Origin of the sequence: Nocardia sp. BSTN01 (assembly GCF_015354405.1) — a bacterium.
In the GTDB taxonomy this organism is placed as follows: Bacteria; Actinomycetota; Actinomycetes; order Mycobacteriales; family Mycobacteriaceae; genus Nocardia.
Window position 1 is genome coordinate 1 of record NZ_JADKYP010000033.1, and the last position, 19,532, is coordinate 19,532.

Here is a 19,532-nt window from a genome sequence, read left to right on the forward strand (position 1 = left end):
CTGTTCGGCGACATCATCACCGACCTCGCCGCGGCGGTATCCGGCGGCATCGGCCTGGCCGCCTCGGGCAACATCGACGCCTCCGGCACCAATCCGAGCATGTTCGAACCGGTCCACGGCAGCGCCCCCGATATCGCCGGCCAGTCCAAGGCCGACCCGACCGCCGCCATCCTCTCGGTATCGCTGCTGCTGAACCACCTCGGCCGCTCCGAGGAAGCCGCCCGCATCGAAGCCGCGGTAGCCAAGGACCTCGCCGCCCGCACCGGCACCGCCTCCACGGTCGACATCGGCGACCGCATCGCCGCGTCCATCTGAGTTCGCTCCACCGATCCCTCTGTCGCGAAACGGAATTGCGTGACAGGGGGATCGCGGCGTGTGTGCGGCTTCGACGCGACATGTTCGAATGGGCGTCGCGAAGCGGCACACGGCAAGAGCGCGTAGTTGTCGTCGCCGCACAGCAGCCGGGACATGACCCGGTCCGGTGCGCTCGGGGGTCGCGCTGCTGGTTGCCGTCGATCGCCACCGGCTAGCATTGATCGCAACTGATGCAGGCCATCGATGTGTGTAAAGACCTGGAGGCGGTATGACGGCGGAGCACATCACCGGTGCCGTCGGATTCGGTCCGTACACCGTGCTCGACTTGCACGAACAACCGGAAGACGGCAAAGGGCTGGAACTCGAGGACGGGTGGTTGATCGAGGTGGCGGCGGGGGCTCGGCACAACTACATCAGCTGGAGGCTGGCTGGAATCCTGCGCAAAAGTCTCGGTCAGGCGGATGTCTTCGTGTGTGACGGCGGGGAGTGGGAGATCAGCACTCCCAGTGGTGTGCGCAAGCCCGATGTGTTCGTCATTCCGCGTGAGGTGGCGCGTGCGGCGATCATGGATGAAACGCCGAAGCTGATTCCTGGTACGGAGTTGCTGCTCGCCGCCGAAGTCGTGTCGCCTGGAAGCGGAAGCGAGCGCACGGATCGAGTGCGCAAGGTCCGCGAGTACGCGGCGCTCGGGATCCCGCAATATTGGATCGTCGAGCATCAGCCGCATATCCGAATGCATCGCTCCGTGCTCGGCGCTGACGGCTACCGATGGGAGCCGACGGTTGCCGAGGGCAGCCGGTTCAGCGCGGAGATCGAGGCGGACAAGATTTTTCGGGTCGATTTCGATCCTGCCGCGCTGATCGAGTTCTGATCGGGCGGCCCGCGTCAGAGGGCGGGCGCCGATCGAGAACGGTTCGCCCGTGCGGTTTGGACATCGCTGCGTAAGCGGCAGCCGGACGCGATCAGGTTGTAGGTACAACCGAAAAACGTTGGCGGCGTGGTGTTTCCCCACGGTCGCGCTCCGTACTGTGACGGAAAGGGGTGCGGCCGTGGGGAACCCGGGAGTCAGCGGTGGCGGGCGATCGGCACCATGGGGACGGCGGCCGCGGCGATGATCGCGGCCACCAGATAGGTCGCCGGGAAGCCGGCGGCGGTGATGAGGGCGCCGAAAATCGGTGCGACAGCGGCGGATGCCAGATTCTGGCCGGTGTTCTGGATGCCCAGGCCGCGGCCGCTCCAGTACGGACCGGCGATCTCGGCGACGGCGGTGAACGCCAGGCCGTTGTCGGCCACGGTGATCACCGACGCGGCGAACAGGATCGGGATCGCCGCCCACCACCAGTGCAACCAGGCCGCGCCGGCCAGGCCGGCCATCGAGACCACGGCCGCGATCGCCACGGTGTGCAACGGGCGCAGGCGGCTGCCGACGCGGTCGGACCAGACACCGGCGCCGATGCGCCCGGCGGCGCCCAGGATCTGGGTCGCGGTGACGATCGCCCCGGCCACCGGCAGCGACAACCCGGCGTCGCGATGCAGCCACAGCAGCGCGAACGTCCACAGAGTGGCCTGCGGAATCACCAGCAGCACCGACACCGCGTGGATGCGCCACAGCGTGGAATCGCCCCGATACGGGTTGTCGGGACGCTCGCCGTTGCTCGCCGGGCGGGGCGGGTCGACGATTCCGATCAGACAGCCGATCGCCGCGACGCCCGCCATCGCCGCCGGAACCAGAATCGCCGTGGAAAACCCGTGTGCCGCAGCGACAGCCGGTATCGACATGGCCGCGATCGCGACACCCAGCGGTTGTGCGGTCTGCCGGATACCCATCGCCAGCCCACGCTGATCGACCGGGAACCAGCCGACGATCACGCGGCCGCTCGCGCCGTTGGTGCTGGCAGCGCCCATACCGGCCAGAAAGAGCAACACACCCAGCGCGCCGTAGTCGGTCACCGTCGCAGCAGCCACACCCGCCACGCACATCACGACTGGACCGGCGACCAGGACCGAGCGCTCGCCTACGCGGTCGACGATGTACCCCCAGGCGATCAGCGTGCATACCAGGCCGACCGTCGGCATCGCGACCAGCAGACCCGCTGTGGCCAAGGGCATTCCGCGATCGGTCAGCGCCGGCAGCAGAAAAGGGGTGCCGTGCACGATGACCGCGCTCGAGCTCTGCGCGAAGACTCCGAGGGCGAGCATGGTCCACCGCCGGTTCGCGCGCACCTGTGTCACGGTGGTCATCACCCTCACCTCGAATCTCATATTTTGGGATCAGTGTCTTACTCTGTGAGCAGAGTCCTACCGTACACCCAGGATGTGCCCGGTAGGCAACTCGAAATTCGTCACATCCGTCCGTCGCAGACCGGGTGGTCGGCCGTGTTCGGGCAGGTGGATAGACTCTTCGCCATGCGTCTAGGTCGTGTTGCCAGCCCCGATGGGGTCGCGTTCGTGAGTATCGAAACCGACGGTTCCGACGAGATCGCTCGTGAAATCGCCGAGCATCCGTTCGGTACCCCGACATTCACCGGCCGTACCTGGCCGCTGGCCGATGTGCGACTGCTGGCTCCCATTCTGGCCAGCAAGGTGGTGTGCGTCGGAAAGAACTACGCCGCGCACGCCGCGGAGATGGGCGGTCCGGCGCCGGAGGATCCCGTGATCTTCCTCAAGCCCAACACCGCCATCGTCGGACCGAACCTGCCGATCCTGTTGCCGCCCAATTCCTCTCAGGTCGAATACGAGGGCGAGCTGGCGGTGGTGATCGGCCGCCCGTGCAAGGACGTGCCGGCCGCCCGGGCCGCCGACGTCATCCTCGGCTACACCGTCGCCAACGACGTCACCGCGCGTGACCAGCAGCGTCACGACGGACAGTGGACGCGCGCCAAGGGCTACGACACCTTCTGCCCGCTGGGACCCTGGATCGAAACCGAACTCGATCCGGGCGATCTCGAGATCACCACCGAACTCGACGGTGAGGTGCGCCAGCGCAGCCGGACTTCACTTCTGCTGCACGATATTCCGAAGGTGATCGAGTGGGTCACCAAGGTGATGACATTGCTGCCCGGTGATGTCATTCTCACCGGAACGCCGGAAGGTGTAGGACCGATGACGGATGGGCAAACCGTATCCGTGACGGTTCAGGGTATCGGCACCCTCACCAATCCTGTTGCCGCCAAACGTTGATCGAGAGAAGGAATATGACTGACGTACGGGTCCGATTCTGCCCGTCACCCACCGGCACACCGCATGTCGGCCTGATCCGCACCGCGCTGTTCAACTGGGCGTTCGCTCGCCACCACGGCGGCACCTTCGTGTTCCGTATCGAAGATACCGATGCCGCACGCGATTCCGAGGAGTCGTACCACGCGATTCTGGACGCGTTGCGGTGGCTCGGACTGACCTGGGACGAGGGGCCGGAGGTCGGCGGGCCCTACGGCCCCTACCGTCAGTCGCAGCGGCGTGAGCTTCATCTCGATGTCGTCCAGAGGTTGCTGGCGGCCGGTGAGGCCTATGAATCCTTCTCCACCCCAGACGAAGTCGAGGCCCGCCACCGCGCCGCCGGACGCGATCCGAAGCTCGGCTACGACAACTTCGACCGCGATCTGACCCCCGAACAGATCGCCGCCTACAAGGCCGAGGGCCGCCCGGCGGTGGTGCGGCTGCGGATGCCCGCCACCGATCTGGTGTGGAACGATCTGGTTCGCGGGGAGATCACTGCCAAGGCCGGGACGGTGCCCGATTTCGCGCTCACCCGCGGCACCGGAGATCCGCTCTATACGCTGGTTAATCCCGTCGACGACGCACTGATGAAAATTACACACGTGTTGCGCGGGGAAGATCTGCTTTCCTCCACCCCGCGCCAGCTTGCGTTGTATGCCGCATTGCAGCGGATCGGGGTGGCGGAGTTCACCCCCGAGTTCGGTCATCTGCCCTTCGTGATGGGCCAGGGCAACAAGAAGTTGTCCAAACGTGATCCGGAGTCGAATCTCTTCGCACATCGGGATCGCGGATTCATTCCTGAAGGTTTGCTGAATTACCTGGCTTTGCTCGGATGGAGCCTCACCGAGGACCGCGATGTCTTCTCGATGGCGGAGATGGTCGATGCGTTCGAGATATCGAAAGTAAATTCGAATCCGGCGCGCTTCGACCAGAAGAAGGCGGATGCGATCAACGCCGAACACATTCGTTTGCTGGATACCGGGGATTTCGCCCGCAGGTTGCGGGAGTTCCTCACCGCGCAGGGCCACATCGGCGCCGAAGTGGACGACGGAGTTTTCGCCGCCGCGGCCGAGTTGGTACAGACCCGGATCGTGGTTCTCGGTGATGCGTGGGACCTATTGAAGTTTCTGTTCGTGCCCGCCGAGGAGTTTGCTGTCGACGAGGCCGCGGCGCAAAAGAATCTGGGCCCCGAGGCGGTGCCGGTGGTGCAGGCCGCCGTGGCGGCGCTGGACGGTGTTTCCGAATGGACGCCACCCGCGCTCGAAGAGGCGCTGAAAAAGGCTCTGGTGGACGATCTGGGGCTCAAACCGCGTAAGGCCTTCGGTCCGGTACGGGTGGCGGTCACCGGATCGCACATCAGCCCGCCGCTGTACGAATCGCTGGAACTGCTCGGCCGTGAGCTGACCATGCAGCGGCTGCGGGCGGCGCTCGCGTAGTAGCCGCGCCGGCCCCGGGTGCTCGCCGAATCGGTGATCGAATCGGTCGTTCCGTCGGGCGGTCGCGGCGTCGTGACCGCCCGCCGGGGCCCCAGGGGCCGTATCGGCCCGGAAAATGGGCTCTGACCAGACGATTTGGATAAGTGCGGGAGGGGTTTGGTACTCTTCTTCTCGGCCCGGAACGAGGGCCTCGAACCGGCAGGGGAGAGGCTGAAAGCCCAGGTCATTGGGGTATGGTGTAATTGGCAACACAGCTGATTCTGGTTCAGCCATTCTAGGTTCGAGTCCTGGTACCCCAGCGGAGAATGTTGATTCGCTTCGTTCGGTCGAGACGGAACAGCATCCCCGGCGATTTGGTCGCCGGGTCTCGGCCGGTTAAGCTTGCCGAGCCTCCTCGATCGAAAGATCCACGGAGATCTCCCTTCGGGGAAGTCCTCTGGCCCCGTCGTCTAGCGGCCTAGGACGCCGCCCTCTCAAGGCGGTAGCGCGGGTTCAAATCCCGTCGGGGCTACATTCGAAAGCCCTCCAGCGTGAGCTGGAGGGCTTTTCCCGTCTCCGGGTTCTCGTTCCCGGCGTGCGGTCAGTCCCGCACCGGCCAGGTGGATCCACCCGCCGGCATCGCGGGCATACCGAGCTTGCGGTGATCCCAGCTGCGCACCCGTTCCGGCACCACGCGGATCGCGACGCGCTTGTTCAGCATCGCCTCGACCATCGGGCGCAGTTCCTCGGTGTAGGGCCCGGTGTAGCGTTCCCAGACGCTGACGCCGACCTTGAACAGCGCCTCCGGGTCCTCGACGATCTCCGCGCGGCCCTCGATCGAGACCCCGCGCAACCGGTCGTAGGTATCGCCCGACTCGACCAGGACCGTGACGCGCGGATCGCGGCGCACGTTCACCGCCTTCTGCGACTTGCCTTTCGTCTCGAACCAGATCTCACCGTCGACCAGGCCGTACCACATCGCCGTGAGATGCGGCGTTCCGTTCTTGCCCAGGCTCGCCAGCGTCATGATGCGGCTGCGTTCCAGGAATTCGGTGATCTCCGTCTCGGACATCACGATCTGCGCGCGTTGGTTCACTCCCATGCGGTCACGATACTTTACGGCGTATGGCCGGCATCACACGCGTGATAGGGGTCAGAGGCGCTTGTGCAGGGCATCGGCGGCGGCCACGAGGTCGGCGGCCCAGCGCGCACCCGGGCGCCGGCCCATGCGATCGATCGGGCCGGATACCGAGACCGCGGCGATCACCTGGGACGACCCGTCGCGGACCGGCGCGGAGACGCTGGCCACACCCGCGGACCGTTCGGCGGCGCTCTGCGCCCAGCCGCGGCGGCGGACCTCGGCGAGGGCGCGCTCGCCGAAGACCGCGTCGGCCAGGACGCCGCGCTGCAGTTCCGGGTCGGCCCACGCCAGCAGGACCTTCGCGGCCGATCCGGCGGTCAGCGGCAGGCGAGCGCCGACCGGGACGGTGTCGCGCAGGCCGGAGGTGGGTTCGAGAGCGGCCACACAGATGCGGGAGTGCCCGTCGAGCCGGTAGAGCTGCACACTCTCGCCGGTGATCTCGCGCAGCCGGGGCAGGATGACGGCGGCGGCGTCGAGCAGCGGGTCCTCGGCGGTGGTGGCCAGCTCCGACAGCGCCGGGCCGGGCCGCCACGAACCAGCGGCGTCGCGGGCCAGCATGCGGTGGGTCTCGAGCCCCACGGCCAGCCGATGCGCGGTGGCCCGGGGCAGTCCGGTACGGGTGCACAGCTCGTTGAGCCCACACGGTTGTTCGGCCACGGCGTAAAGCACGGCCATGGCTTTGTCGAGCACCCCGATGCCGCTATGCTGTCTCATAGAACGATATTAGCGTCTCGCATAGTGAGATTGGCAAGTCCGATCGAACCCCGCGAGTACGCACCTCCAGTGGACTTCTGACAGGGGTTCCACCTGCGAGTTCGCGGCCCGCCTCGATTTCGGACCGACGGAGCGACTGAGCGGAGGAGGGAAAAATCGAGGCCCAAGGGGCCGCGAACCCGCGACGGCGAAGCCGTCGCAGATAACACAGGAGGTGGTTGTCATGGCCGAACGGCCACGCACGCTGGCGGAGAAGGTCTGGGACCAGCATGTCGTCGCACGGGGTGCGGGGGAGGGTGCGCAGCGCGAACCCGATCTCATCTACATCGATCTGCACCTGGTGCACGAGGTGACGAGCCCGCAGGCTTTCGACGGGTTGCGGGCGGCGGGTCGTCCGGTGCGCCGGCCGGATCTGACCATCGCGACCGAGGACCACAATGTGCCGACGGTCGATATCGATAAGCCGATCGCGGATCCGATCTCGCGCACCCAGGTGGAAACCCTGCGGCGCAATTGCGAGGAATTCGGCGTCCGGCTGTATCCGATGGGTGATATCGAACAAGGCATCGTGCACGTGGTCGGTCCGCAGCTGGGTTTGACGCAGCCGGGCATGACCGTGGTGTGTGGTGATTCGCACACCTCGACCCACGGCGCATTCGGCGCGCTGGCGATGGGTATCGGTACCAGCGAGGTCGAACACGTGATGGCGACGCAGACGTTGTCGCTGCGGCCGTTCAAGACCATGGCGATCAATATCGACGGCGAGTTGCCGCCCGGCGTCACGAGCAAGGACGTGATTCTGGCGGTCATCGCGAAGATCGGCACCGGCGGCGGGCAGGGTTATGTGCTCGAATACCGCGGCGAGGCCGTGCGCGCCATGTCCATGGAGGCGCGGATGACGATGTGCAACATGTCGATCGAGGCCGGCGCCCGGGCGGGCATGGTGGCCCCCGACGAGGTCACCTACGAATTCCTGAAGGGCCGCGAACATGCTCCGACCGGCGCGGACTGGGATGCGGCGGTGGCGGCCTGGGAGGCGCTCAAGACCGATCCGGACGCCACCTTCGACGCCGAGGTGCATCTGGACGCATCGTCGCTGACGCCGTTCGTCACCTGGGGCACCAACCCCGGTCAGGGCGCCCCACTGGGCGATGCGGTGCCGAATCCGGAGGATTTCGCCGACGAAAACGAGCGAGCGGCCGCTGAGAAGGCGCTGACTTATATGGATTTGGAGCCGGGTACTCCGCTTCGTGAGGTGTCCGTGGATACGGTTTTCGTGGGGTCGTGCACCAACGGCCGGATCGAGGATTTGCGGGCGGTGGCGGACGTTCTGAAGGGCCGCAAGGTGGCCGAGAGCGTGCGGATGTTGATCGTTCCGGGCTCGATGCGGGTGCGCGCCCAGGCCGAATCCGAGGGTTTGGGCGAGATTTTCACCGCCGCCGGCGCGGAATGGCGCCAGGCCGGCTGCTCGATGTGCCTGGGAATGAATCCGGATCAGCTTTCTCCCGGTCAGCGGTGTGCTTCGACATCGAACCGCAACTTCGAGGGGCGTCAGGGTAAAGGCGGCCGCACGCATCTGGTTTCGCCGCAGGTCGCGGCCGCGACGGCGGTGCGGGGCCGGTTGTCGGCGCCTGCGGATCTGAACTGACCGGCCGGAATTCACCTCAGGACTACAGGAGCAACTATGGAACCGTTCAAGGTGCACAAGGGGATCGGCGTGCCGTTGCGCCGGTCGAATGTCGATACCGACCAGATCATCCCGGCGGTCTATCTGAAACGGGTGACCCGAACGGGATTCGAGGACGGTCTGTTCGCCGCCTGGCGTTCGGATCCGGCCTTCATTCTCAACACCAGCCCGTTCGACCGGGGAAGTGTGTTGGTCGCGGGCCCGGATTTCGGTACGGGATCGTCGCGAGAGCATGCGGTTTGGGCATTGATGGACTATGGCTTCCGGGTGGTGATCTCTTCCCGCTTCGCCGACATCTTCCGCGGCAACGCCGGTAAGGGCGGCTTGGTGGCCGCGCAGATGTCACAACATGATGTCGAATTGCTCTGGAAGTTGATCGAAGAACATCCCGGCCTGGAATTGATCGTCGATCTCGAGGCACGCACTGTGGCCGCTGGAACCACCGTGTTGCCCTTCGATATTGACGACTACACCCGGTGGCGGCTGCTGGAAGGTCTGGACGACATCGGACTCACACTTCGGCAGGAAGAGGCCATCGAGCAGTTCGAAAAGGTAAGGCCGTCTTGGAAACCGACCACCATTCCAGCGGCTATTTCCGGGGACTGAACAGTCTCGAGTGTTAGCTGAGAGCAACCAATCGAGGTTGCTGCGCGTGTGCCACGCCACATGAAATTTGGCGTGGCACATAGACGCTTGCCCATTCAGGGTTTACCGTGGTACCTAGTCGGTCCGACGACGGGCCATTAGTCTGCGGAGGATTCAATGAACAAGGCGGAACTGATCGATGTTCTGACCGAGAAGTTGGGTACTGACAGGCGCACGGCCACTGCGGCAGTCGAGCACATTGTCGACACGATCGTGCGTGCGGTGAACAAGGGTCAGAGCGTCACAATCACCGGATTCGGTGTATTCGAACAGCGCAAGCGGGCGGCACGGGTGGCGCGTAATCCCCGCACCGGCGAGACGGTGAAGGTGAAGCCCACTTCGGTGCCCGCGTTCCGCCCGGGTGCGCAGTTCAAGGCGATCATCTCGGGTAAGCAGAAGATCGCGGCGGCCGGTCCGGCCGTGAAACGCGGTGTGGCAGCGCCGGTGTCGGGTGCGGCGAAGAAGACCGCCGCCAAGAAGACCACGGCCAAGAAGACCGCCGCGAAGAAGACCACGGCCAAGAAGGCGGCCCCGGCCAAGAAGACGACCGCCAAGAAGGCAGCCACGAAGGCGCCTGCGAAGAAGGTGACCACGGCGAAGAAGACGACCGCGGCCAAGAAGGCTCCGGCCAAGAAGACCACGGCCACCAAGGCGACCGCCAAGAAGACCGCGGCCAAGAAGACTACTGCGGCAAAGACCGCGGCCAAGAAGGCTCCGGCCAAGAAGACCGCTGCCAAACGCACGGCAACCAAGCGCACCACCCGGCGATAGCGAGTGACGCGACGACAGTGACCCCGGTCCGTTCGGTCCGGGGTCATCGCGTTTTCGGTGCCGATGCGTTTTCGGGCTCGACCGTGTTTTCTCGGATTCAGTGGGTACGCAGAGACCGATCGAGGTGATCGGCGGCGACCAGCCGTCCGTCGGCGACCGACAGCACCCACACGCTGCCCTTGCGGTTCCGGGCCGGCGGCAGGGTGAGACCGTCGTCGTCGGCCCAGCGTTGCAGCAGATCCGGAATGACCTTGCCCTGACTGCACACGAGCGGAACGACGTCGGGGGAGACCAGTTCCCGCAGCCGATCCACACCGGCCCGCGGTGCTGCGGCATAACCGTTTTCCGACAGCAGCGGCTCGCGGGCGATGTCGAGGCCGAGCGCGTCGGCGACCGGCGCGACGGTCTGCACACACCGCAGCGGAGGCGCCGAGTAGACCGCGCCCGGACCGAAGGCGAGCAGATTCGGAGTCAGCACCTGAACTTGTGCGACACCGGCCTTTTCCAGCGGCCGTTCGTCGTCGGGGCCGGTGAATCGGTCGCGGCGGCCCGCTTTGGCATGCCGCACCAGCACCAGGGTCGCGGTATCGGGCGGCAGGCGCAGGAAATTGCGGATGATCCGGCGATCCATCGGGTAGGACAGCTGATCCATCACCCGGTCCACCCGATGCCAGCGCAGCTGGTCGACTTCGGAATTGGTGACGAACTCGCCGTCGACGGGAGTAGCCGCCCAATAGTCCACTCGTTTGAGTTTGCGATGTCCGGGTACCGGATATGTGACCCGACCGAGATAGCGCCCCAAACGGCAGTTCAGACCGGTTTCTTCGGCCACTTCGCGCACGGCCGCGACCATTGCGGTTTCGCCCGGGTCGAGCTTTCCTTTGGGCAGCGACCAATCGTCGTATTTCGGCCGGTGTACGAGGGCCACCTCGACCGGGCCGCCGTCGCGGGGCCGCCGCCACACCACCGCGCCGGCGGCGATGATGTTGGCGGTCACCCGCGGATCCGAGATGGTGTCGCCTGAACCGCTCTCACCCGCACCCGCCTTGCCGTCGCTCCTCGACCCGCCGGTGTCGCCGAGGCGATCGAGGGCGGTGTCGCCGTCGTCCGCGGACCGATCGAAATCTCGTGTCGCCGAGGATTTCACTGCTGGTCCGGCCTCCGCAGTCGCATGAGGAACTCCTGATGGTCGCGCACCTGCACGCCGCGGCCCTCCGCGTCCGGGCTCGGCTGGGCCGCCCAGCTGCCGTCCGGCTGCAGCACCCAGCACCGGGTCGCGGGATCGAGTGCGGAATCGAACACCACCGCCAGCCGCTCGCGCAGTTTCGGATCCTTCACCTGTGCCATGACCTCCACGCGCCGGTCGAGATTGCGGTGCATCATGTCGGCGCTGCCGATCCAGTACTCGTCCTGAGCCTGGAAATGCAGGATGCGCGAATGTTCCAGGAACCGGCCGAGAATCGAGCGCACTTCGATGTTGTCGCTCATCCCGGGCACACCCGGGCGCAGCCCGCAGATGCCGCGCACCACGATCTGCACCGGAACCCCGGCCTGGGACGCGCGGTAGAGCGCGTCGATGATCTGTTCGTCGACGATCGCGTTGGCCTTGAGGCGAATACGCGCCGGCACGCCCTGGGCGGCCAGTTCGGTCTCGCGCCGGATCCGCTCCACGATGCCCGAGCGCACACTGCTCGGCGCGACCAGGAGGTTGCGGTAGTTGGCCTTTCGCGAATAGCCGGTCAGCGAGTTGAACAGGTCGGTGAGGTCGGCGCCGATTTCCGGTGCGGCGGTGAGCAGTCCGACATCCTCGTAGAGCCGCGCGGTTTTCGGGTTGTAGTTGCCGGTCCCGATGTGGCAGTAGCGGCGGATGGTGGCCCCTTCACGGCGCACCACCAGGCAGGTCTTGCAATGCGTCTTGAGGCCGATGAGGCCGTAGACCACGTGCACGCCCGCCTGTTCCAGGGCGCGTGCCCATTTGATGTTGGCCTGTTCGTCGAAGCGGGCCTTGATCTCGACCAGCGCGACGACCTGTTTACCGGCCTCGGCGGCATCGATGAGCGCGTTGACGATGGGGGAGTCGCCGGAGGTGCGGTAGAGGGTCTGTTTGATGGCCAGCACCTGCGGATCGGCCGCGGCCTGCTCGATGAAACGCTGCACGCTGGTGGAGAACGAATCGTAGGGGTGGTGCACCAGCACGTCGCCCTCGCGCAGGGCGGCGAAAACATTTCGCGGCGTTTCCCTTTCACCGAACGCGGGCGGGGTAGCCGGAACATAGGGCGCGTCCTTGAGCAGCGGCCGGTCGACGCCGTAGACCTGCCACAGGCACGACAGGTCGAGCAGGCCGGGCACCTGGATCACATCGCCCGGGTCGACGTCGAGTTCGCGCAGCAGCAGCTCGAGCATGTGCTCGGTCATATCGTCGGAAACTTCCAGCCGCACCGGCGATCCGAAGCGGCGGCGGGCCAGTTCGCGTTCGAGGGCCTGCAGCAGATCCTCGTCGCGGTCCTCGTCGACCTCGAAGTCGGCGTTGCGGGTGATGCGGAACGAATGGTGTTCCACCACTTCCATTCCCGGGAAGAGCTGATCGAGGTGGGCGGCGATCAGATCTTCCATCGGCAGGAAGGCGGCCAGCTGGGTCACGGCGGCGGCATCGGAATCGCGGCGTGCGCCGGGGTTTTCGGTGCGGGTGCGGCGCACCCGGACGAAACGGTCGACGTTGTCGGGCACCTTCACGCGGGCGAAATGCTCACCGCCGGTCTCGGAATCCTTCACCGTGACAGCCAGATTCAGGCTCAGGCCGCTGATGTAGGGGAACGGGTGGGCGGGATCGACCGCGAGCGGGGTCAGCACCGGGAACACCTGGTCGAGGAAGTATCCCGACAGCCGGCGGCGTTCGTCGTCGTCCAGATCTGCCCAGCCGATGATGTCGATACCGTCCTCGGCCAGGGCGGGCCGCACCTGGTCGAGGAAGACCCGCGCATGCCGTCCGGCCAGTTCCTGGGTGCGTTCGGCGATGAGGGTGAGCTGTTCGGTGGGGGACAGGCCGTCGGCGGAGCGGACCGAGAGGCCGGCCTCGGCGCGGCGTTTGAGGCCGGCCACCCGCACCATGTAGAACTCGTCGAGGTTCGAGGAGAAGATGGCCAGGAATTTGGCGCGTTCCAGCAGCGGTTCCGAAGGGTCCTCGGCCAGGGCCAGCACGCGCGCGTTGAAATCCAGCCAGCTCAGTTCTCGATTGAGGTAGCGATCGGCGGGCAACTGTGCCGCGGCCGCCGTGGTGGGCGGTGGCGTGGCCGCCGGCGGGGCCGCCGGTAGCCGGGGCTGTTGCGGGACGGTCTCCGTTTCGCTCACGCTCACGATCATTCCTTACGGCTCGGGTGGTGTCGCACTCGACGCCACCGTTGTGCGGCCTCTCGTAGAGGCCTGGCGATCATCTAGCACACATGTGACGGTGCGGCACACCTCCGGATGAGGTTCTCGTGAACACCTACCGGCCAGCCGATGTCGCGCAACAGCGCGGCGGTGGCCGTGCCGACCCCGAGCGACAGCGCACGGTCGAGATCCTCGGCGGTGTCGACGTCCAGTCGCAGACCGGGCCAGTGCCCGCCCAGTTCCACCGCACCGGATTCCCGGTGGCGGCGCGCGGAATCCGCCCCGAAGCGAGGCAGCAGCGCGGCGGCGCCGGCCGTTGCCGACGGGGCGAGCGAATCCGCCGCGTGGGTGTGGCCGGCCGCGCGGACCAGCAGGGCCGCGGTGCCCCGGCCGGTGTGGTCGACGATCAGGGAGCGGCCGGTGACGGGGGCGACGGCGAGCATCGCCCGCAGTTCGTCGGCGTGCACGGCCGGCAGATCGGCTTGCAGCGCAAGCAGATCGACGGCGCCGTGGCGCTCGCGGACGGCGGCGGCGGCCGAAGCCAGCGCGGTGTTCAGGCCGTCGCTGTCCGAGGGGGGCCGGGCGGTATCGGCGGGATCGGGGGTGGACGGGTCCGGATGCACCGCGGCACCGAGTTCGCGCACGACGGTCGCGACGCGCTGATCGGGTGTCACCACCGTGACCGAGCCCAGCCCGGCGGCCAGGGTCGCGGCGACCGTATCCGACAGCATGGCCAGCACCAGCCGCGAGCGTTCGCCGGCCGGCAATCGGTCGGCGAGTCGGCTCTTGGCTCGGTCGAGGTGCTTGACCGCGATCACGGCGTGGACGGCATCCGGACGCATGCGTTCATGGTCGCACGTTCCGGGTGCCCACCGCCGCGAAGCGTTGTCGGGCCCACAGCCTGGGAGCGGTGACCGATCGAACACGCGAACCCCCGAGTACCGGATACTCGCGTCGCGGCGAGTGGCATATTGAAACGATGACGAGGGCGGCAGTGATGGGTGCGGGTTCCTGGGGTACCGCATTCGCGAAAGTGCTCAACGACGCGGGTACCGAGGTCACGATGTGGGCGCGGCGGCCCGAGATCGCGAAGGCCGTGGCGACCGAACATCGCAATCCCGCCTATCTACCCGATGTGTGGCTCGACGGGATCGCGGCGACCGACGATTACCGGGCGGCCCTCGACGAGGCCGACATCGTCGTGCTGGCGGTTCCCTCGCAGTCCTTGCGTCCCAATCTGGCGCACTGGCGCGCGGCCATCCGCTCCGATGCGACGCTGCTGAGTCTGGCCAAGGGCATCGAGACCGGAACACTGATGCGGATGAGCGAGGTCATCGCGGAGGTGACCGGGGCGGATTCCGGGCGCATCGCGGTGCTGTCGGGTCCGAACCTGGCTCGCGAGATCGCCGCCGAACAGCCGGCCGCCTCGGTGGTGGCCTGCTCCGACGCCGCGCGTGCGGAGGCCGTGCAGCATTCCTGCGCCACCGGCTATTTCCGCCCCTACACCAATACCGATGTGATCGGCTGCGAGGTCGGCGGCGCGTGCAAGAACGTGATCGCGCTGGCGTGCGGGATCGCCGCGGGCATGGGCCTGGGTGACAATTCCGTCGCCAGCCTGATCACCCGCGGGCTCGCCGAGATCATCCGGCTCGGGGTGGCGCTCGGTGCGAATCCGGTCACGCTGGCCGGTCTGGCCGGAGTGGGCGATCTGGTGGCAACCTGCACCTCGCCACTGTCGCGCAACCGGTCGTTCGGTCATGTGCTGGGCGCCGGCGGTTCGATGCGGGCCGCTCAGGACGCGACACACGGGCAGGTCGCGGAGGGTGTGAAGTCGTGTACTTCGATCCGGGCGCTGGCCGAGACCCACAATGTGGAGATGCCGCTGACCACCGCGGTGCATCGGGTCTGTCACGAGGGGCTCTCGGTTTCCGATGCCGTCGGGCAATTACTCGGCCGGCGGATCAAACCGGAATGAATGATTTCGGTCCGGCCGGGGTACGGTTCGGACTATGACAAACCGGATCAGGGTTGCGGTGGTGTTCGGTGGCCGCAGCAACGAACACGCGGTGTCGTGCGTTTCGGCCGGCATGGTGCTGACGAACCTGGATCCCGAACGCTACGAGGCGGTGCCGATCGGTATCACCCGCGAGGGCGCCTGGGTCCTCAGCGGCGCCGACGCGCGCGCACTGGCCATCCGCGAGCGCGCGCTGCCCACGGTCGACTCGGCCGGCACCGTACTGACCCTGGCCGCCGATCCGAGCCGCTCGGGTGCCCTGGTCGCGCTCGACGGCGCCGAAGCGGTACTGGGCGTGGTCGACGTGATGTTCCCGGTACTGCACGGGCCGTGGGGTGAGGACGGCACCCTGCAGGGGCTGCTGGAGTTGGCGGGTGTGCCGTACGTCGGCCCCGGCGTGCTGGCCAGCGCCACCGGAATGGACAAGGAATTCACCAAGAAACTGCTTGCCGCGGAAGGACTTCCGGTCGGCACGCAGGTGGTGCTGCGCCCCGGCACCGATTCGGTGAGCGAGGCCGACCGCGACCGGCTCGGCCTGCCCGTGTTCGTCAAACCCGCGCGCGGCGGCTCCTCGATCGGCATCACCAAGGTCGAGGACTGGATCGATCTCGATTCGGCGATCGCCGCGGCACGCCTGCACGACCCGAAGGTGATCGTGGAAGCCGCCATCGTCGGACGCGAAGTCGAGTGCGGCGTACTGGAATTCCCGGACGGCCGGGTGGAGGCCAGCGTGATCGCCGAGATCCGCATGCCCGGCGACGACGTCTCGGAGAGCGAAACCGCCTCCGGCGCACCGCAATTCTACGATTTCGACACCAAGTACCTCGACGACGTGTGCGAGTTCGACATCCCGGCCAAGCTGAACGACGATATCTCACAACAGATCCGGGAACTGTCGGTGCGGGCGTTCCGGGCGCTGGACTGCCAGGGGCTGGCGCGGGTCGACTTCTTCGTCACCGAATCCGGACCGGTGATCAACGAGATCAACACTTTGCCCGGATTCACCTCCATCTCCATGTATCCGCGCATGTGGGATGCCACCGGCATCGACAATCGCACCCTGATCACCACCCTCATCGAGACGGCACTGACCCGGGGCACCGGACTGCGCTGAGCGGCGGTGCGATGCGCGTAATCTGGGTGGGGTGATTCTCGCGATGACTCTGCCCGGGTTGGCGCTGCTGATCATAGCGGTCGCGTTCGCCGAGGTGGGCTACCGGAAGATGACCGGCCGCGCCGCGCTGCCGTGGATGCGCGAGTCCGCCGGGCCGAGCGCGGCGGGGATCGGATTCGAGCAGTTCGACGCGTTGTTCGACGCGGGTAAGCGGCACGAATTCGAGGAGCGGCAGACGGTTCTCATGCACCGCGAGAACCCGGGGGACGGGACTGCCGGTGCCGCGGAGATAGATCTGAGCACCGGGCGGGCCCGCCTGCCGCGCGCCTGATCCGAGCCACCGTTGGCCCGTGTCCCGGCCGACCTGTGCGGCAACAGCTTTCAGTTCGGCACAGGGTTCGGATCGAGCGGCTTCGCCGGCACGGTCTCGGCGATTGTGTTCGAAATCTCCTGCAGCGGAGAGGGACCCGCCTTGGCGGGCATGGTCACGGCGATATAGGTGCCGCGGTCCACGGCGTACCAGGTGCCCGAGGTCACGCCGCTGGTCTGATCGCGCACTTCGAACCAGTTCACGCCGTTGACCACCTGCAGGGCCGACGCCTTGTTGAATTCCAGCGGCCGATCCAGGCCGCAGCGCAGCACGATCGGATCACCGCCGCCCGACGACTGCCAGGCCGCGGTGGCAGGTGGAGCCGGCTGGGCGAGCTCGGATGTGGTGTAGTCGTCGCCGAGTGACTCCGGCAACGCGGCCAGCAGGGTGGTGCAATCCTGGCTCGACGCGGCGGGCGCCGGTACCGAGCCCAGCGCCAGCGGCTCGCGCCCGGCGGACTGTCGCGACAGGGCCGCGATGACGAGGACGACGACGATCAGCGCGACCGGAAGCGCGACAGCGGTCGCGATCAGCGCCGGATGCAGCTGCGGGCCGGAGTCGTCGGAGGCCGGCTCGGCGGCAGATGCGGCGGCCGCCGAGGCGTCGCGGTCGGAATCGCCGCGCTCGGTGGGCTCGGACTCGGCCGGCTGCGACTCGGAGGTCTCGGGCCGGGCGGTAGCGGGTTCCGGGCCGGCCGCGGCCGGAAGGCCGGGCTCGGACTCCGGTCGGTCGGGCTGCGGGGTGTCCGCTGTCGGCCGGTCCGTCTCGCTACTCATCCGGGATTCGTCTCCACTCGTGCCGGGCGGGCGTCGCGCCCGGCTGATTGTCTGGAAAATGCGTGTTCGAGGGTATCGAACGGTCGTCGGCACGCTGCCGCGGCATCCGGGCGCCGCCGAAGCGAAGGCCACAGCGGGCCGGTGCGGCTGCCCACGCACAGGGTAGCGTCGGAGTGTGATGTCCCCGGTGACCTGACCGGGTGTGGAGAAGGAGAGCGACATCACCGAGAGCGGCCCGCGCACCGTGCGCGACCTGGGCGAATTCGCATTGATCGAACGGATGAACGCCGGGCGGTCGTTCGGTGGCGGCGTCGAGCTGGGGCCCGGGGACGATGCGGCGGTGATCGCGGCGCCGGCCGGGCGCTACGTGGTCAGCACCGACATGCTCGTGCAGGATCGGCATTTCCGGCTGGACTGGTCGCGGCCGCAGGACATCGGGGCCAAGGCGATCGCGCAGAATGCCGCCGATGTGGTCGCGATGGGTGCCACGCCCAGCGCGTTCGTGGTGTCGCTGGGGTGCCCCGCCCAGACGCCGGTGACGTTCGTCGACGGATTGGCCGACGGCATGTGGGCGGAGGCGCGGCGGGCCGGGGCCCCGATCGCCGGGGGCGATGTGGTGCGCAGCCCGCAGCTGGTGATCTCGGTGACCGCATTCGGTGATCCCCGCGGCCGGGTCGTGCTGCGCTCGGGGGCGTGCGACGGCGATATCGTCGCGGTCGCCGGCCGGCTCGGCTGGTCGGCGGCCGGGCTGGCGGTCCTGTCGGCCGGTGCGGACGGCGGTTCCGATGCCGAGCTGTTCGCCGATGTGGTTGCCGCCCATCGTGTTCCGCGACCGCCCTACTCCGCCGTGCTGGAGTTGCCGGACGCCACGGAGATCACCGCGATGACCGACGTCTCCGATGGACTGCTCGCCGATCTGGCGCATATCGCCGAATCCTCCGGTGTGGCGGTCGATGTCGACTCGGCGGCGGTGGCGGATCCGGCGCTGTCGCCGGTCGCCGCCGCGCTGCATGCCGATCCACTCGGCTGGGTGCTCACCGGTGGTGAGGACCATGCCTTCGCCGCCACCTTCGGGGCCGGCACCACTGTCCCGACGGGCTGGCGGATGATCGGCCGGGTGTGCACCGGCTCGGGCGTTTTCGTCGACGGAGCGCGGTGGTCGGGGCCGCTGGGCTGGGAGTCGTTCGGAGGGGGCGAATAGCGGTGCGGCCGGACGATGCGACGGCGGGTGGGCGGCGTGACGACGCCGAGCCGCGGCGACTATCTTGTCCCGACATGGGCGCGAAACCACTGCCGCAGATCATCGATACGGGCTGGGCCGAGGCATTGGAACCGGTGACCGACCGGATCTCGGAGATGGGAGAATTCCTGCGGGCGGAGAACGCCGCCGGCCGTGGCTACTTTCCCAAGGGCGAGAACGTCTTACGCGCCTTCACCCGTCCCTTCGACAAGGTGCGCGTGCTGATCGTCGGGCAGGATCCGTATCCGACTCCCGGCCATGCCATGGGGTTGAGTTTCTCGGTGGCGCCGGATGTTTCGCCGGTGCCGCGCAGCCTGGCGAACATCTTCTCCGAATACTCGCGCGATCTCGGCCATCCGACCCCGTCATGCGGCGACCTGTCGCCGTGGTCGGATCAGGGTGTGCTGCTGCTGAACCGAGTGCTGACGGTCTCGCCCGGCCAGCCCGCGTCACATCGCGGCAAGGGCTGGGAAGCGGTGACCGAGCAGGCGATTCGCGCGCTCGTGGCGCGTGAGCAGCCGCTGGTCGCGATCCTGTGGGGCCGCGACGCCTCGACGTTGAAGCCGATGCTCGGCGATGTCCCGACCATCGAATCCGCCCATCCCTCACCGCTGTCCGCCTCACGCGGTTTCTTCGGATCGAGGCCTTTCTCCCGCACCAACGAATTGCTCGGTACATTGGGGGCCGCCCCGGTCGATTGGCGCTTGCCCTGACCGCGGCGTAACAGTTCGAGCGAAACAGGAGC

Annotated in this window: 19 protein-coding genes and 2 tRNA genes; 14 read left to right on the top strand and 7 right to left on the bottom strand. The window is 67.3% G+C overall.

What is annotated here, in order from left to right; all coding sequences use genetic code 11:
- Positions 1-315, top strand: a 315-nt coding sequence (locus tag IRT45_RS23490; protein ID WP_255535593.1) for an isocitrate/isopropylmalate family dehydrogenase, incomplete at its 5' end; no start/stop codon positions are given.
- A 316-nt stretch (positions 316-631) separates the two neighbouring features.
- Positions 632-1,186: a Uma2 family endonuclease gene (locus tag IRT45_RS23495; RefSeq protein ID WP_309241121.1), complete on the top strand. Its 555-nt coding sequence runs from the start codon at positions 632-634 to the stop codon at positions 1,184-1,186.
- A 194-nt stretch (positions 1,187-1,380) separates the two neighbouring features.
- Here the strand turns inward: IRT45_RS23495 and IRT45_RS23500 are convergent, their stop codons facing one another.
- The gene (locus IRT45_RS23500; protein WP_194808073.1) at positions 1,381-2,556 is read right to left on the bottom strand and encodes an MFS transporter; all 1,176 of its coding nucleotides are present in this window, start codon (positions 2,554-2,556) and stop codon (positions 1,381-1,383) included.
- Between the two features lie 165 nt (positions 2,557-2,721).
- Between IRT45_RS23500 and IRT45_RS23505 the strand changes: the two genes are divergently transcribed.
- From IRT45_RS23505 to IRT45_RS23520, 4 genes are all read left to right on the top strand, one after another.
- On the top strand, positions 2,722-3,495 hold the full coding sequence (locus IRT45_RS23505) for a fumarylacetoacetate hydrolase family protein (RefSeq protein ID WP_194808075.1): 774 nt from the start codon (positions 2,722-2,724) through the stop codon (positions 3,493-3,495).
- 14 nt (positions 3,496-3,509) lie between these two features.
- The gene (gene gltX, locus IRT45_RS23510; protein ID WP_194808077.1) at positions 3,510-4,967 is read left to right on the top strand and encodes a glutamate--tRNA ligase; all 1,458 of its coding nucleotides are present in this window, start codon (positions 3,510-3,512) and stop codon (positions 4,965-4,967) included.
- A 227-nt stretch (positions 4,968-5,194) separates the two neighbouring features.
- Positions 5,195-5,266 (top strand) — tRNA-Gln (locus IRT45_RS23515).
- A gap of 139 nt (positions 5,267-5,405) precedes the next feature.
- Positions 5,406-5,478 (top strand) — tRNA-Glu (locus tag IRT45_RS23520).
- 69 nt (positions 5,479-5,547) lie between these two features.
- On the opposite strand, the gene IRT45_RS23525 is transcribed toward IRT45_RS23520, so the two are convergent.
- Positions 5,548-6,048, bottom strand: a complete 501-nt coding sequence (locus tag IRT45_RS23525; protein ID WP_194808080.1) for a pyridoxamine 5'-phosphate oxidase family protein — start codon at positions 6,046-6,048, stop codon at positions 5,548-5,550.
- A gap of 51 nt (positions 6,049-6,099) precedes the next feature.
- Positions 6,100-6,801, bottom strand: a complete 702-nt coding sequence (locus tag IRT45_RS23530; RefSeq protein WP_030512998.1) for an IclR family transcriptional regulator — start codon at positions 6,799-6,801, stop codon at positions 6,100-6,102.
- A 223-nt stretch (positions 6,802-7,024) separates the two neighbouring features.
- Here IRT45_RS23530 and leuC point away from each other — a divergent pair, with 223 nt between their 5' ends.
- From leuC to IRT45_RS23545, 3 genes are all read left to right on the top strand, one after another.
- Positions 7,025-8,449, top strand: coding sequence for a 3-isopropylmalate dehydratase large subunit (gene leuC, locus IRT45_RS23535; RefSeq protein ID WP_194808082.1), 1,425 nt, complete (start codon positions 7,025-7,027; stop codon positions 8,447-8,449).
- A gap of 36 nt (positions 8,450-8,485) precedes the next feature.
- On the top strand, positions 8,486-9,094 hold the full coding sequence (gene leuD / locus IRT45_RS23540; RefSeq protein WP_194808083.1) for a 3-isopropylmalate dehydratase small subunit: 609 nt from the start codon (positions 8,486-8,488) through the stop codon (positions 9,092-9,094).
- Positions 9,095-9,250: 156 nt separating this feature from the next.
- On the top strand, positions 9,251-9,904 hold the full coding sequence (locus tag IRT45_RS23545) for an HU family DNA-binding protein (protein ID WP_194808085.1): 654 nt from the start codon (positions 9,251-9,253) through the stop codon (positions 9,902-9,904).
- A 97-nt stretch (positions 9,905-10,001) separates the two neighbouring features.
- Here IRT45_RS23545 and IRT45_RS23550 read toward each other — a convergent pair whose 3' ends face one another.
- The 3 genes from IRT45_RS23550 to cofC all read right to left on the bottom strand — a co-directional run bounded on the left by IRT45_RS23550 (position 10,002) and on the right by cofC (position 14,115).
- Positions 10,002-10,901, bottom strand: coding sequence for an NUDIX hydrolase (locus IRT45_RS23550; RefSeq protein ID WP_194808130.1), 900 nt, complete (start codon positions 10,899-10,901; stop codon positions 10,002-10,004).
- A gap of 146 nt (positions 10,902-11,047) precedes the next feature.
- Positions 11,048-13,264 carry an RNA degradosome polyphosphate kinase gene (locus IRT45_RS23555; protein ID WP_194808086.1) on the bottom strand — a complete coding sequence of 739 codons (2,217 nt, stop codon included), beginning with the start codon at positions 13,262-13,264 and terminating at the stop codon, positions 11,048-11,050.
- A gap of 71 nt (positions 13,265-13,335) precedes the next feature.
- The gene (cofC, locus tag IRT45_RS23560) at positions 13,336-14,115 is read right to left on the bottom strand and encodes a 2-phospho-L-lactate guanylyltransferase (protein WP_194808087.1); all 780 of its coding nucleotides are present in this window, start codon (positions 14,113-14,115) and stop codon (positions 13,336-13,338) included.
- Between the two features lie 137 nt (positions 14,116-14,252).
- On the opposite strand from cofC, the gene IRT45_RS23565 reads away from it, so the two are divergent.
- From IRT45_RS23565 to IRT45_RS23575, 3 genes are read left to right on the top strand one after another with little or no spacing between them, the layout of a single operon-like run.
- On the top strand, positions 14,253-15,248 hold the full coding sequence (locus tag IRT45_RS23565; RefSeq protein ID WP_194808088.1) for an NAD(P)H-dependent glycerol-3-phosphate dehydrogenase: 996 nt from the start codon (positions 14,253-14,255) through the stop codon (positions 15,246-15,248).
- 34 nt (positions 15,249-15,282) lie between these two features.
- Positions 15,283-16,401 carry a D-alanine--D-alanine ligase family protein gene (locus IRT45_RS23570; RefSeq protein WP_194808089.1) on the top strand — a complete coding sequence of 373 codons (1,119 nt, stop codon included), beginning with the start codon at positions 15,283-15,285 and terminating at the stop codon, positions 16,399-16,401.
- 43 nt (positions 16,402-16,444) lie between these two features.
- Positions 16,445-16,732: a DUF6191 domain-containing protein gene (locus IRT45_RS23575; RefSeq protein ID WP_194808131.1), complete on the top strand. Its 288-nt coding sequence runs from the start codon at positions 16,445-16,447 to the stop codon at positions 16,730-16,732.
- Between the two features lie 50 nt (positions 16,733-16,782).
- On the opposite strand, the gene IRT45_RS23580 is transcribed toward IRT45_RS23575, so the two are convergent.
- Positions 16,783-17,547 carry a DUF3515 domain-containing protein gene (locus tag IRT45_RS23580; RefSeq protein WP_194808090.1) on the bottom strand — a complete coding sequence of 255 codons (765 nt, stop codon included), beginning with the start codon at positions 17,545-17,547 and terminating at the stop codon, positions 16,783-16,785.
- 202 nt (positions 17,548-17,749) lie between these two features.
- Between IRT45_RS23580 and IRT45_RS23585 the strand changes: the two genes are divergently transcribed.
- Entirely contained in the window at positions 17,750-18,748 is a 999-nt protein-coding gene (locus IRT45_RS23585) for a thiamine-phosphate kinase (RefSeq protein ID WP_309241122.1), read from the top strand.
- A gap of 74 nt (positions 18,749-18,822) precedes the next feature.
- Positions 18,823-19,500 (top strand): uracil-DNA glycosylase, encoded by a 678-nt coding sequence (locus tag IRT45_RS23590; RefSeq protein ID WP_036503772.1) that lies wholly within the window; start codon positions 18,823-18,825, stop codon positions 19,498-19,500.
- The last annotated feature ends 32 nt before the right edge of the window (positions 19,501-19,532 follow it).

Coding starts and splice junctions, on each gene's coding strand:
- IRT45_RS23500 (WP_194808073.1), bottom strand. CDS start 2,556: ATGACCACCGTGACACAGGTGCGCGCGAACCGGCGGTGGACCATGCTC.
- IRT45_RS23505 (WP_194808075.1), top strand. CDS start 2,722: ATGCGTCTAGGTCGTGTTGCCAGCCCCGATGGGGTCGCGTTCGTGAGT.
- gltX (WP_194808077.1), top strand. CDS start 3,510: ATGACTGACGTACGGGTCCGATTCTGCCCGTCACCCACCGGCACACCG.
- IRT45_RS23525 (WP_194808080.1), bottom strand. CDS start 6,048: ATGGGAGTGAACCAACGCGCGCAGATCGTGATGTCCGAGACGGAGATC.
- IRT45_RS23530 (WP_030512998.1), bottom strand. CDS start 6,801: ATGAGACAGCATAGCGGCATCGGGGTGCTCGACAAAGCCATGGCCGTG.
- leuC (WP_194808082.1), top strand. CDS start 7,025: ATGGCCGAACGGCCACGCACGCTGGCGGAGAAGGTCTGGGACCAGCAT.
- leuD (WP_194808083.1), top strand. CDS start 8,486: ATGGAACCGTTCAAGGTGCACAAGGGGATCGGCGTGCCGTTGCGCCGG.
- IRT45_RS23545 (WP_194808085.1), top strand. CDS start 9,251: ATGAACAAGGCGGAACTGATCGATGTTCTGACCGAGAAGTTGGGTACT.
- IRT45_RS23555 (WP_194808086.1), bottom strand. CDS start 13,264: ATGATCGTGAGCGTGAGCGAAACGGAGACCGTCCCGCAACAGCCCCGG.
- cofC (WP_194808087.1), bottom strand. CDS start 14,115: ATGCGTCCGGATGCCGTCCACGCCGTGATCGCGGTCAAGCACCTCGAC.
- IRT45_RS23565 (WP_194808088.1), top strand. CDS start 14,253: ATGACGAGGGCGGCAGTGATGGGTGCGGGTTCCTGGGGTACCGCATTC.
- IRT45_RS23570 (WP_194808089.1), top strand. CDS start 15,283: ATGACAAACCGGATCAGGGTTGCGGTGGTGTTCGGTGGCCGCAGCAAC.
- IRT45_RS23575 (WP_194808131.1), top strand. CDS start 16,445: ATGACTCTGCCCGGGTTGGCGCTGCTGATCATAGCGGTCGCGTTCGCC.
- IRT45_RS23580 (WP_194808090.1), bottom strand. CDS start 17,547: ATGAGTAGCGAGACGGACCGGCCGACAGCGGACACCCCGCAGCCCGAC.
- IRT45_RS23590 (WP_036503772.1), top strand. CDS start 18,823: ATGGGCGCGAAACCACTGCCGCAGATCATCGATACGGGCTGGGCCGAG.